The 13503-nt window shown below is 70.3% G+C and carries 11 protein-coding genes; 9 read left to right on the forward strand and 2 right to left on the reverse strand.

Annotation, left to right across the window (positions count from 1 at the left end):
* The first annotated feature begins 184 nt into the window (after positions 1 to 184).
* From CKO41_RS19110 to CKO41_RS07630, 4 genes are all read left to right on the forward strand, one after another.
* The gene (locus tag CKO41_RS19110) at positions 185 to 337 is read left to right on the forward strand and encodes a HEPN domain-containing protein (RefSeq protein ID WP_420826464.1); all 153 of its coding nucleotides are present in this window, start codon (positions 185 to 187) and stop codon (positions 335 to 337) included.
* A 28-nt stretch (positions 338 to 365) separates the two neighbouring features.
* Positions 366 to 599 carry an AbrB/MazE/SpoVT family DNA-binding domain-containing protein gene (locus CKO41_RS07620; RefSeq protein WP_242464076.1) on the forward strand — a complete coding sequence of 78 codons (234 nt, stop codon included), beginning with the start codon at positions 366 to 368 and terminating at the stop codon, positions 597 to 599.
* A 1-nt stretch (position 600) separates the two neighbouring features.
* Positions 601 to 1005: a type II toxin-antitoxin system VapC family toxin gene (locus CKO41_RS07625; protein WP_200381722.1), complete on the forward strand. Its 405-nt coding sequence runs from the start codon at positions 601 to 603 to the stop codon at positions 1003 to 1005.
* Between the two features lie 489 nt (positions 1006 to 1494).
* Positions 1495 to 2094 (forward strand): Uma2 family endonuclease, encoded by a 600-nt coding sequence (locus tag CKO41_RS07630; protein WP_200381723.1) that lies wholly within the window; start codon positions 1495 to 1497, stop codon positions 2092 to 2094.
* 109 nt (positions 2095 to 2203) lie between these two features.
* Here the strand turns inward: CKO41_RS07630 and CKO41_RS07635 are convergent, their stop codons facing one another.
* Positions 2204 to 3178 carry a 2-hydroxyacid dehydrogenase gene (locus CKO41_RS07635; protein ID WP_200381724.1) on the reverse strand — a complete coding sequence of 325 codons (975 nt, stop codon included), beginning with the start codon at positions 3176 to 3178 and terminating at the stop codon, positions 2204 to 2206.
* Between the two features lie 620 nt (positions 3179 to 3798).
* Positions 3799 to 4002, reverse strand: coding sequence for a hypothetical protein (locus tag CKO41_RS07640; protein WP_200255149.1), 204 nt, complete (start codon positions 4000 to 4002; stop codon positions 3799 to 3801).
* A gap of 336 nt (positions 4003 to 4338) precedes the next feature.
* Here CKO41_RS07640 and CKO41_RS07645 point away from each other — a divergent pair, with 336 nt between their 5' ends.
* From CKO41_RS07645 to carB, 5 genes are all read left to right on the forward strand, one after another.
* Positions 4339 to 5028, forward strand: coding sequence for an ABC transporter ATP-binding protein (locus tag CKO41_RS07645; protein WP_200381725.1), 690 nt, complete (start codon positions 4339 to 4341; stop codon positions 5026 to 5028).
* Entirely contained in the window at positions 5025 to 7550 is a 2526-nt protein-coding gene (locus CKO41_RS07650; protein ID WP_200381726.1) for an FtsX-like permease family protein, read from the forward strand. The genes CKO41_RS07645 and CKO41_RS07650 overlap by 4 nt, the downstream gene beginning before the upstream one ends.
* Positions 7551 to 7591: 41 nt before the next feature.
* Complete coding sequence (locus CKO41_RS07655) at positions 7592 to 8707, forward strand: lipocalin-like domain-containing protein (RefSeq protein ID WP_200252974.1); 1116 nt, start codon at positions 7592 to 7594, stop codon at positions 8705 to 8707.
* Between the two features lie 176 nt (positions 8708 to 8883).
* Positions 8884 to 10026: a glutamine-hydrolyzing carbamoyl-phosphate synthase small subunit gene (carA, locus tag CKO41_RS07660; protein ID WP_200381727.1), complete on the forward strand. Its 1143-nt coding sequence runs from the start codon at positions 8884 to 8886 to the stop codon at positions 10024 to 10026.
* A gap of 71 nt (positions 10027 to 10097) precedes the next feature.
* Positions 10098 to 13304 (forward strand): carbamoyl-phosphate synthase large subunit, encoded by a 3207-nt coding sequence (gene carB, locus CKO41_RS07665; RefSeq protein ID WP_200381728.1) that lies wholly within the window; start codon positions 10098 to 10100, stop codon positions 13302 to 13304.
* Positions 13305 to 13503: the final 199 nt, after the last annotated feature.

A 13503-nucleotide genomic window follows, 5' to 3' on the forward strand; every position in this document is an offset into this window, starting at 1 on the left:
GGGCCGCGGGTCCAAATCGCGCCACGGAGCGGGTGCGGTTACCGTGGGTGTAGCGTCCGTTGCATCTGCCGGTCGGTGTGCCCGTCCACTCGGCCGAGGGGTGGCGTGCTGGAGAGACCCGCTGGGCCGCGTCCTCCATCGGGCGTTGCGTGAGCTGGCCGGAGATCCGGATATCCATGAGACGGTGGTTGCCTTTCACGTCCAGCAGGGGGCCGAGAAGGCCTTGAAGGCGGCGTTTGCCCATGCCGGCGAGCCGCATTGGCGGACGCATGGTCTCGCCACGAGCTGCCATCTCCGCTCTAGGGAGACAGGTGCCTGTTATCATGACAGCTATTAGGCGGGCTGGAGTATTGGTCATGATAGCGATGAAGATGTCGGAAGGCGGTCGGGTTGTCGTGCCGGCGGAGATTCGCAAGGCGCTCGGGATCCGGGACGGCGATACCGTGTTGTGGGAGCTGGGCGAGGGCGAGGCGCGGCTGACGACGCGCCGGGAGCAGTTGCGCCGCGCTCAGGCGTTGGTGCGGCGGTACGTGCCGGCGGATCGGTCCCTGGTCGCCGAGCTCGAGGCGGAGCGCCGCGCCGAGTCGGGACGCGACTGACATGGTCTTGGATGCCTCCGCGGTGTTGGCGTACCTCCAGCAGGAGGCGGGGTGGGAGCGTGTCGAAGCGGCCTTGCTACAGGGGCGTTGCGTCTTGTCCGGTGTCAATCTGGCCGAGGTCTTGTCCCGGCTCTCGGACTGGGACGTGCCGCTGGAGGAGGCGCAGGCCGCGCTGGCGGCCTGGGACCTGGAGATCGCGGTCTTCGATGCGCCTGCGGCCCGCGCGACCGCCGCGCTGCGGCCGTTGACCCGTGCCCTGGGCTTGTCGCTTGGCGACCGCGCCTGTCTGGCACTCGCGCAAACGCGTGGGATGACCGCGTTGACTGCCGACCGTGCCTGGGCGCGGTTGGGGCCTGGTCTCGGGGTCGCGGTGGATTCGATCCGCCCGGAGTCCGCCGACCGGTGACGCCCGGCGAGACGGAGGTTCGGGTGAGCGCGAGGGGCGCCCGGACACTCCTGCCGAAGCACCGTGCGACGGTCCTGGAGGTGCTGGCGCGTCACGTGCTGGGGCGTGACCTGCGGGCGTTCGAGTCGCGGGTCCATGGACGGGCATAGCGCTATTCGGACCTCGACCTGGTCGTCATGGGCACGGAGCCGTTGCCCGACCTGGTTCGCGCGCGGCTGGTGGAGGATTTCGAGGGGAGCGACCTGCTGTTTCGCCTCGAATTGGTCGAGTATTCGGGGACCTGCCGGCGTCATGCCCGGAGGTCCCCGCAGCGATCCCGGCAAGCCTGACGGTCCGCGCAGCGGACCCGACGAGGCTGGGGCGCCTCGAACGGGAATCGGAGCCGATCCATCCGGGGTAGCGTAAACGTGGCGCTCAGTGTGCTGCGCGTTTGCAAGTAACGCTATGATTTAGAGATATTCGGGGCGAAACGAGTTATCTGGAGGCTCTATGGAGGCGGCACGATACGCGCGCGATCATCATACCTACGGTGACTATCTGGCGTGGCCGGACGATGTGCGTTACGAGCTGATCGATGGCGAGGCCTATCTGATGGCCCCGGCGCCCACGCTGGAGCACCAGGAGGTCGCTGGGGAGATCTTCCGGCAGTTGGCGAACGCCCTGGCCGACCCGGGGCAGACCTGCCGTCCCTTCATCGCCCCGGTGGATGTCCGCCTGCCGCGCGCCGACGAGGCCGATGAGCTGGTCGACACGGTGGTGCAGCCGGACGTGCTGGTCGTCTGCGACCCGGCGAAGCTCGACCGGCGCGGCGTGCGTGGGGCGCCGGATCTGGTCGTCGAGGTCCTGTCGCCGGCGACGGCGAGCCACGATCATCGGCGCAAGCGCCAGGTCTACGAGCGCGCCGGCGTGCCCGAGTTCTGGTTGGTACACCCGACCGACCGGATGGTGACCATCTATCGTCTCGAAGCGGGCCGCTTCGGCAAGCCCGAGATCTGCGAACTCGCCGGCGAGACGCCGGTGGCGATCCTGCCGGGCGTGGCGATCGCCTGGGACGACCTGGTGCGGCGCCTCCCGCCGCCCGGGCCCTGAGCGCTGGGATGGCCGATGCCGCGAATCCGAGGCGCATCCTGCACTTCGGATCCAATGCCCGTGGCGATGCCGACGCCTCGCAGGAACGAGCGTCTGCGCGCTCCCGCGTTCAGGCCACCCGCGCGCAGGGGCGCCCGGCGGCGAAGTCGGCGATGTTGGCCGCGACGCCGTCGATGAGCCGTTGGCGGGCCTCGCGGCTGGCCCAGGCGCAGTGGGGCGTCACGGTCAGGTTGGGGATGTCGGGGGCGAGGAGCGGGTGGTCGGGGGGCGGCGGTTCGGTGCCGAGCACGTCGACCAGGGCGCCGGCGATCTGGCCACGGCGTAGGGCCTCGGCCAGCGCCGCCTCGTCGACGATCCCGCCGCGGGCAGTGTTGATCAGCAGGGCGTCGGGGCGCATGGCGGCGAGCTCGGCGGCGCCGATCAGGCCGCGCGTGTTGTCGGCGAGCGGGCAGTGCAGGCTGAGCACGTGCACGCGCGGCAGCAGCTCGGCGAGTGGTAGCCGGCCGGCCTCGGGCGGTCCGCCTGGGCGTTGGGCGATCAGGACCTCCATCCCGAACGCCACGGCGACCCGCGCCACGGCCCGGCCGAGTTCGCCGTAGCCGACGATGCCCAGGCGTCGCCCGGCGATCTCGTGGATCGGGTGATCGAGCAGGCAGAACTGGCCGCTGCGCGACCAGTCGCCGGCTGCGACCGAGGCGCGATAGTCCTGCATCCGCGTCGCGTGCGCGAGGATCCCGGCGAAGACGTGCTGTACGACCGCCGGCGTCGCATAGCCGGTGACGTTGGTCACCGCGATGCCGAGTTCGCGCGCCGCGGCCAGGTCGACATTGTTGGTGCCGGTCGCGGCGATGCAGACGAGCCGCAGCCCCGGGGTCGCGGCGAGTCGCGCCCGGTCGAGGACGACCTTGTTGGTGACCACCACCTGGGCCTCGGCGATCCGTTCGGCGACGGCGTCGGCCGGCGTGGCGCGATGGTGTGTCCAGGCGCGACAGGTCGCCGCGAGGTGCGCGAGCGAGATGTCGCCGGTGTCGATGGTGGCGAGGTCGAGCACGACCCCGCGGTCGAAGGTCGCGGACAGGGACATGGACGGGCGGTCTCCTCGGCGGCATGAGTGTGGCGAACTGTGCCACAGGTGCGGGGGTTCTTGCCCGCTATGGCGGGACGGCGTCTCCTCCGCGAGGTGTAGCGCCACTCGTCGCGTTCGTCCTTCGTGTCCTGCGTTCAGGCATGGGTGTAGCCAAGACGCGTGCAGAGCCCTTGAAGGACTGCCCGAAGGGTGTCAGGCGTGACTTGACCGAACGTCTTTAGGGGACCTTGAAACATTGCCATCCGGGCAATTTTTCAAGACGCGAAGCGAAAATGCGATTTCCGCTTCGCTTCATTTTCCGTCGCTTAGGCGACTGAAAATGGCGGGGCATCCTTGCCCCGCGCGGGCACCTTGGACTTTTCAAGGTGCCCTTTACAATACGATTTGCGTTCAGCGTGAAGATTTTGTCGAGTCGCCCCCAACTCTGCCGCGGTAGCGCGCCGGAGACGAGACACCCGGAAGCGAGCCGCAATCCGTGCGCGACGGACGGCACCGTTGTGACAGCGAGTGCGACAAAATCGCCGTGCCGATCCGGTTCGGTCAAGACAAGGACAGGTCGCCTCTTGGCGGTTGGCGAATCAGCGAACGGGAAGGGGATCAGGACGAGGTCCGCTGGACTACAGGTCATTCCAGATCTCGTCATTAGGATTGTCCCAAACGTGCTGCATGGCCGGCGCTTGAGCACTCATCAGGTCTTCGGTCAGCGGATCGCGCAGACCGTGCCTGAGCTCGAGATAGCCAATGAAATCGAGCACCTCTCTGGCCAGAGGCTCTGGCAGCTTGCTCGCGTGCTCGAAGATTCTGTCTGCGGTCGTGCTCATCGCGCATCTCGTCGATCGAACAATGATGAAACTCGGCCGACCCACATCGGCGGGCTCATGGTTCATGGCCGACCCCACGCATCGACTATAGCCGGCCTCCGTATGGTTCGGCCACCGCCAGCGGCTCGGGAATCGAGCTTGTCAGGCCGCTCGCCGCTTGCCGTTGTCGGCGGCCTCGTCGGGCCGCTCGACGCCGCGCGGGACTTTCGCCGCGGCGGCGCCGGTCTCGGGTCGGGAAGGGCGGCCGCCCGGCGATCTCCAGGGCGATCTCCAGGGCGGTTGCCGTAGAATGGTCCGATGTCGCCGTCCTCCCCGCTGCCAGGAAGTACCCCCGCGATGCTCTCCATCGAGAACCTGACGAAGCGCTTCGCCTCGTCGGCAGACCGTCCGCTGTTCGAGGACCTGTCGCTGACCGTCGCGCCCGGCGAGTCGGTCGCGATCATGGGCGATTCGGGCGTCGGCAAGTCGACGCTCCTCAACTGCATCGCCGGGTTGGAGCCGGTCGATGGCGGGCGCATCCGCCTCGGCGACACCGAGCTCACCGCGCTCGATGAAGACGCCTTCGCGCAGCTGCGCCGACGCGCGCTCGGCTTCGTCTTCCAGGCCTTCCACATCCTGCCGCACCTGACGCTGGCGCAGAACGTCGCGTTGCCGCTGTGGCTGCTGGAGGTCGGCGAGGCCGAGGCCGACCGGCGGGCGCGGGCGATGCTGGCTCGGGTGGGCCTGGAGGGGCGCGCCGACGACTGGCCGCGCCATCTCTCGGGCGGTGAGCTGCAGCGCGTCGCGATCGCCCGGGCGCTGGTCCACGGGCCGGCCCTGGTGCTCTGCGACGAGCCGACCGGGAATCTCGATCCGGAGCGGGCCGCCGGGGTCCTGGAACTGCTCTTCGAGCGCCTGCGCGCGGCCGGCGCGATCGCCATCCTGGTCACCCATTCGCGCGCCGCGGCAGGCCACGCCGACCGGATCCTGCGCCTGACCGAGGCCGGCCTGGTCCCGGACGCGGACCAGGCCTTGCGGACCCGATGAGCGCTGCGCTGCGCCACGTCTTCCTCGCGAGCCTGCGACGCCGGCGGCTGGCGACGGCGCTGTCGCTGCTCGCGATCGGGCTCGGGGTGACGCTCGGGCTGGCGGTGCAGCTCATCAACTCGGCGGCGCTCGAGGAGCTCGGCCGCGGCATGCGCCTGCTCGCGGGCGAGGCGGACCTACAGGTGGTCGGCCCGCGTGGCGGTTTCGACGATGCCCTCTATCCGGCCCTCGCGCAGCGCTCGGAGGTGCGCGTCGCGAGCCCCGTGCTGGAGATCGAGGCGCGTCTGCCGGACCACGAGGGCGAGACGCTGCGAATCCTCGGCATCGATCTCTTTCGCGCGGCGCGCGTAACCCCGCTGCTGCGGATGGAGGTCGAGACGCCCGAAGGGGCGTCGGACGAGCGTCGGGATCAGCTGGCCCCGCTGCGCCCCGACAATCTCTTCCTGAGCCCGGCGGCGGCCGACCGGCTCGGGCTCGCGGTCGGCGATCGGCTCGAGGTGCAGGTCGGCGTCCGCGCGGTCGCCCTGCAGGTTGCCGGCTCGGTGCCGGATGCCGATCAGGCGCTCGCCGTGATGGACATCGCCGGGGCGCAGCAGGTCTTCGAGCGGATTGGCGTCATCACGCGCATCGACCTGCGTCTCGCGCCCGGCGTGAGTCGGGCCGTCGCGCAGCAGCGCCTCAACGACGAGCTGCCGCCCGGCGTCGCCGCGATGACCCCGGCCGAGAGCGAGTCGGAGGTCCTGGGGCTCTCGCGCGCCTACCGGGTCAATCTGACGATGCTAGCGGCGATCGCGCTGCTGACCGGCGCCTTCCTGGTCTTCTCGGCCCAGTGGCTGTCGGTGGTGCGCCGCCGCTCGGAGCTGGCCTTCCTGCGCGCGCTCGGCCTCGACCGCGCGGCGCTGCGCCGCGGGCTCCTCGTCGAGGGCGGCGCGCTCGGGCTGCTCGGCGGGCTGCTCGGCGTCGTCGTCGCCTATCTGCTGACGGCGCTCGCCTTCCGCGTGATCGGGGGCGACCTCGGGGCCGGCTTCTTCCGCGGGGTATCGCCGGAGCTGCACTTCGCGCCCGTCCTCACCGCCGTCTACCTGAGCCTCGCGGTGCTCGCCGGCCTGGCCGGGGCCTGGCTGCCGGCGCGCGAGGCGGCGCGGATGATCCCGGCCCGGGCGCTGCGCTCGGGCGACGAGGCCGAGGCCTACCGCGCGGCGCCGCGCTGGGGTCTTGTCGTCGCCATCCTGGCAGTCGCCGGCGCCCTGTGTCTGCTCCCGCCGCTCGGCGGCGTGCCCGTCTTCGGCTACCTTGCGGTCCTCCTCATCCTGGTCGGGGCGGTCCTCGCGCTGCCGGGTGCGACCCCGCGGGCGCTGGCGCTCCTGCGGCCGGGCCGCTCGACGCCCTGGCGCCTGGCCAAGGCGCGCCTGACGGCGGCACCGGGGCAGGTCCTGATCGCCGGGGCCGGGATCGTCGCGAGCGCCGCGCTCGCGGTCTCGATGGCCATCATGGTCTTCTCCTTCCGCGGCTCGGTCGACGACTGGCTGACCCAGCTGCTGCCGGCCGATCTCTACGTGCGCGCCTCGGACTCCAGCGCCAGCGGCTATCTGGATCCCGACGCGGTCAGCCGGGTCGCGGCCCTGCCGGGCGTGGAGCGGGTCCGCCCCGTGCGCTTCGAGACGCTGCGCCTCGGCGAGGCGCGCCGGGCGGTGACGCTGATCGCGCGGCCCGTGCAGCGCAGCAGTGGTCTGCCGCTCGTCGCCGGCATGCAGCGCCCGGGCTGGGTCGGCGACGGGGCGCGCCCGGCCTGGATCTCCGAGGCCCTGGCCGACCGGTTCGGGCTGGCCGTCGGCGACCCGCTGGCCCTGCCGTTGCGGGGTGAGGCCGATCCGTTTCGCGTCGCCGGCATCTGGCGCGACTATGCCCGCCAGCAGGGCGCGGTCGTCATCGAGCTCGACGACTACCGGGCGCTCACCGGCGATCTGCGCACCAACGACCTCGGCCTGTTCCTGGCCGAGGGCGTCGCACCCGAGGCGGTCATGGCCGCGATCCGTGATGCGCTCGGCGAGCGAGTCAGCGAGATGATCCTGCCCGGCGAGCTGCGCACCATGATCCTCGAGGTCTTCGATCGCACCTTCCTCGTCACCTACCTGATGGAGGCGGTGGCGGTGCTCATCGGCCTGTTCGGCGTCAGCACGACCTTTGCCGCCCTCGCCACGAGCCGGCGCAAGGAACTCGGCATCCTGCGCCACCTCGGCCTGCGGCGACGCCAGATCGGCGCGCTGCTGGCGCGCGAGGCCGCCCTGACCGCCGGCGTCGGCCTGGCCGTGGGCCTGGCCGCCGGCGGTGCGATCGCGCTCGTGCTGGTCGAGGTCATCAACCGCCAGAGCTTCCACTGGAGCATGGACCTGCGTCTGCCCATCGGGGTGCTGGTCGCCTTCGGCCTGTCGCTGATCCTGCTCTCGGCCCTCGCGGCGCACCTGGCCGGCCGCCAGGCGATGCGCCAGGACGCGGTCGTGGCGGTGCGCGAGGATTGGTGAGCGGTGCGCCCGCCCTCCCTATTGCCAGCGAGCGAGACGCCATGAGCCGATACGCGAACGACCGTTCCCTGCGGCGTTTGGCCGCGGCGGGCCTTGTCCTGATCTTGGGCGCCTGGCTGGGCGCGCTACCGGGGAGTGGTGCCCGGGCGGGCGATTTCGCGCCTGTCCTCCCCGGGCGGCCGCTCGTCTTCCCCGCCGATACGGGCGCCCATCCGGCGTTCCGCACCGAGTGGTGGTACATCACCGGCTGGCTGATCGACGAGGCGGGGCGCGAGCGCGGCTTTCAGGTCACCTTCTTCCGCTCCGCGACCGGCGTGGGGCAGGACAACCCGAGCCGCTTCGCGCCGCGCCAGATCATCATGGCCCACGCCGCGATCGCCGATGCGCAGACTGGGCACTTGTTGCACGCGCAGCGCTCCGACCGGGCGCTCGACCCGCTCGCCGGCGCGGCCGTCGGGCGCACGCGGGCCTGGATCGGAGACTGGGAGCTGGCGCTGGCCGACGGCGAGTATCGCGCCCGGATCGCGGCCGACGAGTTCGGTCTGGACCTCGCGTTGCTGCCGCCGGGTCCGCCGGTGCTCAACGGTGAGGCCGGTTTCAGCCAGAAGACGCCCGACCCCCGCAATGCCAGCTATTATTACAGCCGTCCGCACCTGGCCGTGCGCGGCACCCTGAGGCTCGGCGAGCACGCCCATCGGGTGACCGGCGAGGCCTGGCTCGATCAAGAATGGTCGAGCGAGTACCTGCCGGAGGAGGCCGAGGGTTGGGACTGGATCGGCATGAATCTCCACGATGGCGGCTCGCTGATGGCCTTTCAGATGCGCCGCCCTGATGGCTCGCCGATCTGGTCGGCCGGGACGCTGCGCGACGGCGACGGGCAGGTCGAGGCCCTGGCCCCGGAGCAGGTGCGATTCCGGCCGCGTCGCCGCTGGACCTCGCCGCGCACCGGGGCCGAATATGTCGTCGAGTGGGACCTGGAGATCGCCGGACGGTCGATGGCGCTCGTGCCCCTGATGGACGATCAGGAGCTCGATAGCCGCCGCTCGACCGGTGTCGTCTACTGGGAAGGCGCGACCCGGCTCTTCGAGGCGGGGCGCGAGATCGGCCGCGGCTACCTGGAGATGACCGGCTATCGGGAGCGCCCGGCCGGCCTCTGAGGGTGGCGGGTTCGCCAGCGTGGCCGGGTTGCGGCGCGGACGTGACAGCCCAATTGGCTTTCTTTAGAATTCCGACGGGTCAGGGCATCTTGCGAAATCGCCATCCCCACGCGCGTTCCCGCATCACCCAACGGCCCGATGGTCGTTCCCAGCCGTAGTCTGGTCCGGAGAAACCCTTGAGAAAACCCGCATTGCTCGCCCTGGAAGACGGCTCGGTCTTCCGGGGTGTCTCCATCGGCGCACCTGGCGAAAGCGTCGGCGAGGTGGTCTTCAACACCGCCCTGACCGGCTATCAGGAGATCCTCACCGATCCTTCCTACCGCCGTCAGCTGGTGACCCTCACCTATCCCCACATCGGCAATACCGGCGCCAACGACGAGGACGAAGAGGCCCCCGGCGTGCAGGCGGCCGGCCTGATCATCCGCGATCTGCCGATCCTCGCGAGCAACTGGCGCTGCCGCGAGTCGCTCGATGCCTACCTCGCTCGCCAGGGGATCGTCGCGATCGCCGATGTCGATACCCGCCGCCTGACCCGGCTGCTGCGCGAGAAGGGCGCCCAGAACGGTTGTCTCCAGGCCGGCGACGGCCTCGACGAGGGCGCCGCCGTGGCCGCCGCCCGGGCCTTCCCGGGCTTGAAGGGCATGGATCTGGCCCAGGAGGTCAGCACCAGCGCCGCCTACACCTGGACCGAGGGGCTCTGGACGCTCGAGGGCGGCCACCCGGCCCCGGCGCCGGATCCGGAGCGGCTCCCCTGGCACGTCGTCGCCTATGATTACGGGGTCAAGCGCAACATCCTGCGGATGCTGGCTGCGCGCGGCTGCCGCGTGACGGTCGTGCCGGCCAAGACGCCGGCCGCCGAGGTCATGGCGCTCGCGCCGCACGGGGTCTTCCTGTCCAACGGCCCCGGCGACCCGGAGCCCTGCGACTACGCGATCGCCGCGATCCGCGAACTGCTCGATGCCGGGGTGCCGCTGTTCGGCATCTGCCTCGGCCACCAGTTGCTCGGGCTGGCCGGCGGCGCGCGCACGGTGAAGATGAAGTTCGGCCACCACGGTGCCAATCACCCGGTGCAGGACCTCGACACCGGGGCGGTCATGATCAGCAGCCAGAACCACGGCTTCGCGGTCGATGAGGCGAGTCTGCCCGAGACCCTGCGCGCGACCCACCGTTCGCTGTTCGACGGCACGCTCCAGGGCATCCACCACCGCGAGCGCCCGGCGTTCAGCTTCCAGGGGCATCCGGAGGCGAGCCCCGGGCCGCATGACGTCGCGCCGCTCTTCGATCACTTCATCGAGCTGATGGCGCAGCACCGCGGCTAGGGCCGCGGCGCGCCGGGTCGGGAGGATCGCGGCGATCCATTGCATTCATCCAGCGTAATCCAAGGCGACAGATGCCCAAGCGAACCGACATCCACAGCATCCTGATCATCGGCGCGGGGCCGATCGTCATCGGTCAGGCCTGCGAGTTCGACTACTCAGGTGCCCAGGCGTGCAAGGCGCTGCGCGAGGAGGGCTATCGCGTCGTCCTCGTCAACTCCAATCCGGCCACCATCATGACCGACCCGGAGATGGCCGATGCGACCTACATCGAGCCCGTCACCTGGCGCACGGTGGAGCGCATCATCGAGCGCGAGCGCCCCGATGCCCTGCTGCCGACGATGGGTGGCCAGACGGCACTGAATTGCGCGCTGGATCTGGTCCGCCAGGGGGTGCTCGAGCGCTACGGCGTCGAGCTGATCGGCGCCTCGCGCGAGGCGATCGACAAGGCCGAGGACCGCGACCTCTTCCGTCAGGCGATGCGCCGCATCGGCCTCGACCTGCCGCGCTCGGCGATGGCCCACAGCCTCGAGGAGGCCTACCAGGTCCAGCCCTCGATCGGCTTCCCCTGCATCATTCGGCCCTCCTTCACGCTCGGCGGCAGCGGCGGCGGCATCGCCTACAACCTGGAGGAGTTCGACGAGATCTGCCGACGCGGCCTCGACCTCTCCCCGACCAGCGAACTCTTGATCGAGGAGTCGGTCCTCGGCTGGAAGGAGTTCGAGATGGAGGTGGTGCGCGACCACAAGGACAACTGCATCATCATCTGCTCGATCGAGAACCTGGATCCGATGGGCGTGCACACCGGCGATTCGATCACGGTCGCCCCGGCCCAGACGCTGACGGACAAGGAATACCAGATCATGCGCGACGCCTCGATCGCGGTCCTGCGCGAGATCGGCGTCGACACGGGCGGCTCGAACGTGCAGTTCGCGATCAACCCGGCCGACGGGCGCATGATCATCATCGAGATGAACCCGCGCGTCTCGCGCTCCTCGGCGCTCGCCTCGAAGGCGACCGGCTTCCCGATCGCCAAGGTCGCCGCCAAGCTCGCGGTCGGCTATACCCTCGATGAACTGCGCAACGAGATCACCGGCGGGGCGACGCCGGCCTCGTTCGAGCCGAGCATCGACTATGTCGTGACCAAGATCCCGCGCTTCGCCTTCGAGAAGTTCCCGCAGGCCAACGCGCGGCTGACGACGCAGATGAAGTCCGTCGGCGAGGCGATGGCCCTCGGGCGGACCTTCCAGGAATCGCTGCAGAAGGCCATCCGCAGCCTCGAGACCGATCGCTACGGCCTGACCGAGATGGTCGGGCTCGACGCCCCGGAGGCCCTGGAGACGATCCGCCACGAGGTGCGCCAGACCGGCGCCGAGCGGCTCTTCTACGTCGCCGACGCCTTCCGCGCCGGCCTGGCCCTGGCGGAGATCCAGGCCCTGAGCGGCATCGATCCCTGGTTCCTCGCCCAGATCGAGGACCTGATCCGCGAGGAGCAGGCGACGCAGGCCAGCGGCCCGGACGGGCTCACCGCCGAGCGTCTGCGCGCGCTCAAGCGCAAGGGCTTCTCCGATCGCCGCCTGGGCGAGCTGACCGGCCTCGACGAGGCCGAGGTCCGCGCCCGGCGCTGGGGGCTCGGCGTGCGTCCGGTCTTCAAGCGGGTCGACACCTGCGCCGCCGAGTTCGCGACCAGCACCGCCTACCTCTACTCGACCTACGAGGAGGAGTGCGAGGCGGCGCCGACCGGGCGCGAGAAGATCATGGTGTTGGGCGGCGGGCCGAACCGCATCGGCCAGGGCATCGAGTTCGACTACTGCTGCGTCCATGCCGCGCTCGCGCTGCGCGAGGACGGTTACGAGACCATCATGGTCAACTGCAACCCGGAGACGGTCTCGACCGACTACGACACCTCCGATCGGCTCTACTTCGAGCCGCTGGCCCTCGAGGACGTCCTGGAGATCGTCGAGAAGGAGCGCCCGCGCGGCGTCATCGTCCAGTACGGCGGTCAGACCCCGCTGAAGCTCGCCCGCGCCCTGGAGGCCGCCGGCGTGCCGATCATCGGCACGACCCCCGACTCGATCGATCTCGCCGAGGATCGCGAGCGCTTCCAGCAACTGGTCGACCGGCTCGGCCTGCGCCAGCCGCCCAACACCACGGCGCGCAGCGAGGCCGAGGCGAAGCGGTTGGCGGCCGGCATCGGCTATCCGTTGGTCGTGCGTCCGTCCTACGTGCTCGGCGGACGGGCGATGGAGGTGGTCTTCGACGAGGCCGACCTGGACCGCTACATGCGCGATGCGGTGCGCGTCTCCAACGCCTCGCCGGTGCTGCTCGACCGTTTCCTCGACGACGCCATCGAGGTCGACGTCGATGCCGTCTGCGACGGCCAGGACGTGCTGATCGGCGGCATCATGGAGCACATCGAGCAGGCCGGCGTGCACTCCGGCGACTCGGCCTGCTCGCTACCGCCCTACACCCTCTCGGCGGCGATCCAGGACCGGATGCGCGAGCAGATGGCGAAGATGGCCCGCGGGCTCGACGTGGTCGGCCTGATGAATGCCCAGTTCGCGATCCAGGGCGATGAGGTCTTCATCCTGGAGGTCAACCCGCGCGCCTCGCGTACGGTGCCCTTCGTCTCCAAGGCGATCGGCATCCCGCTCGCCAAGGTCGCGGCGCGCTGTATGGTCGGCAAGGGCCTGCGCGATCAGGGCTTTGCCGCCGAGCGCAAGCCCAAACACTACTTCGTCAAGGAGGCGGTCTTCCCCTTCATCAAATTCCCCGGGGTCGACACCGTGCTCGGCCCGGAGATGAAGTCGACCGGCGAGGTGATGGGGGTCGGCGAGTCCTTCGGCGAGGCCTACGCCAAGGCCCAGGAGGGTGCCGGCGCCCAGCTGCCGGCCAAGGGCAAGGCGATGCTCAGCGTGCGCGACGCCGACAAGCGGCGTCTGGTGCGGGTCGCCCAAGACCTCCTCGATCTGGGCTTCAGCCTCTACGGGACCCACGGCACCGCCGCGGCCCTGCGCGCGAACGGCATCCCGTGCGAGGGGGTCAACAAGGTCAAGGAGGGTCGGCCGCACATCGTCGACATGATCAAGAACCGCGAGATCAGCTTCATCGTCAACACGACCGAGGGGGCCGTGGCGATCGCCGATTCGGCCGAGATCCGGCGCGCCGCGTTGCAGCAGAAGGTGAGCTACACGACGACCATCGCCGGGGCCGAGGCGACCTGCCTCGCCCTGAAACAGTTGGACATCCTGTCGGTCAATCGTTTACAAGACCTGTATTGAGGTCGGGGTCGCACCCGGGCGCCGGGGAGATCCTCGGCGCCCGCGGCGACGGCGACCTCTCCGCTGACCTTCATGGCGGCGGCCGCCCCGGACCACCGCGGGCCGCGTCCGCCATGATGGATTCCCTCGTCCCGAGTGGTCTCCGAAGCGGCGTGCGCGTTCCTTGCGCGCGCCGCTTCGCTGCCGCGGGCCGCAAGCC

This window comes from Thiococcus pfennigii (assembly GCF_016583835.1).
Classification (GTDB): domain Bacteria; phylum Pseudomonadota; class Gammaproteobacteria; order Chromatiales; family Chromatiaceae; genus Thiococcus; species Thiococcus pfennigii.

Coding starts and splice junctions, on each gene's coding strand:
- CKO41_RS07650 (WP_200381726.1), top strand. CDS start 5,025: ATGAGCGCTGCGCTGCGCCACGTCTTCCTCGCGAGCCTGCGACGCCGG.
- CKO41_RS07640 (WP_200255149.1), bottom strand. CDS start 4,002: ATGAGCACGACCGCAGACAGAATCTTCGAGCACGCGAGCAAGCTGCCA.
- CKO41_RS07630 (WP_200381723.1), top strand. CDS start 1,495: ATGGAGGCGGCACGATACGCGCGCGATCATCATACCTACGGTGACTAT.
- CKO41_RS07635 (WP_200381724.1), bottom strand. CDS start 3,178: ATGTCCCTGTCCGCGACCTTCGACCGCGGGGTCGTGCTCGACCTCGCC.
- carB (WP_200381728.1), top strand. CDS start 10,098: ATGCCCAAGCGAACCGACATCCACAGCATCCTGATCATCGGCGCGGGG.
- CKO41_RS07645 (WP_200381725.1), top strand. CDS start 4,339: ATGCTCTCCATCGAGAACCTGACGAAGCGCTTCGCCTCGTCGGCAGAC.
- CKO41_RS07620 (WP_242464076.1), top strand. CDS start 366: ATGAAGATGTCGGAAGGCGGTCGGGTTGTCGTGCCGGCGGAGATTCGC.
- CKO41_RS07625 (WP_200381722.1), top strand. CDS start 601: ATGGTCTTGGATGCCTCCGCGGTGTTGGCGTACCTCCAGCAGGAGGCG.
- CKO41_RS07655 (WP_200252974.1), top strand. CDS start 7,592: ATGAGCCGATACGCGAACGACCGTTCCCTGCGGCGTTTGGCCGCGGCG.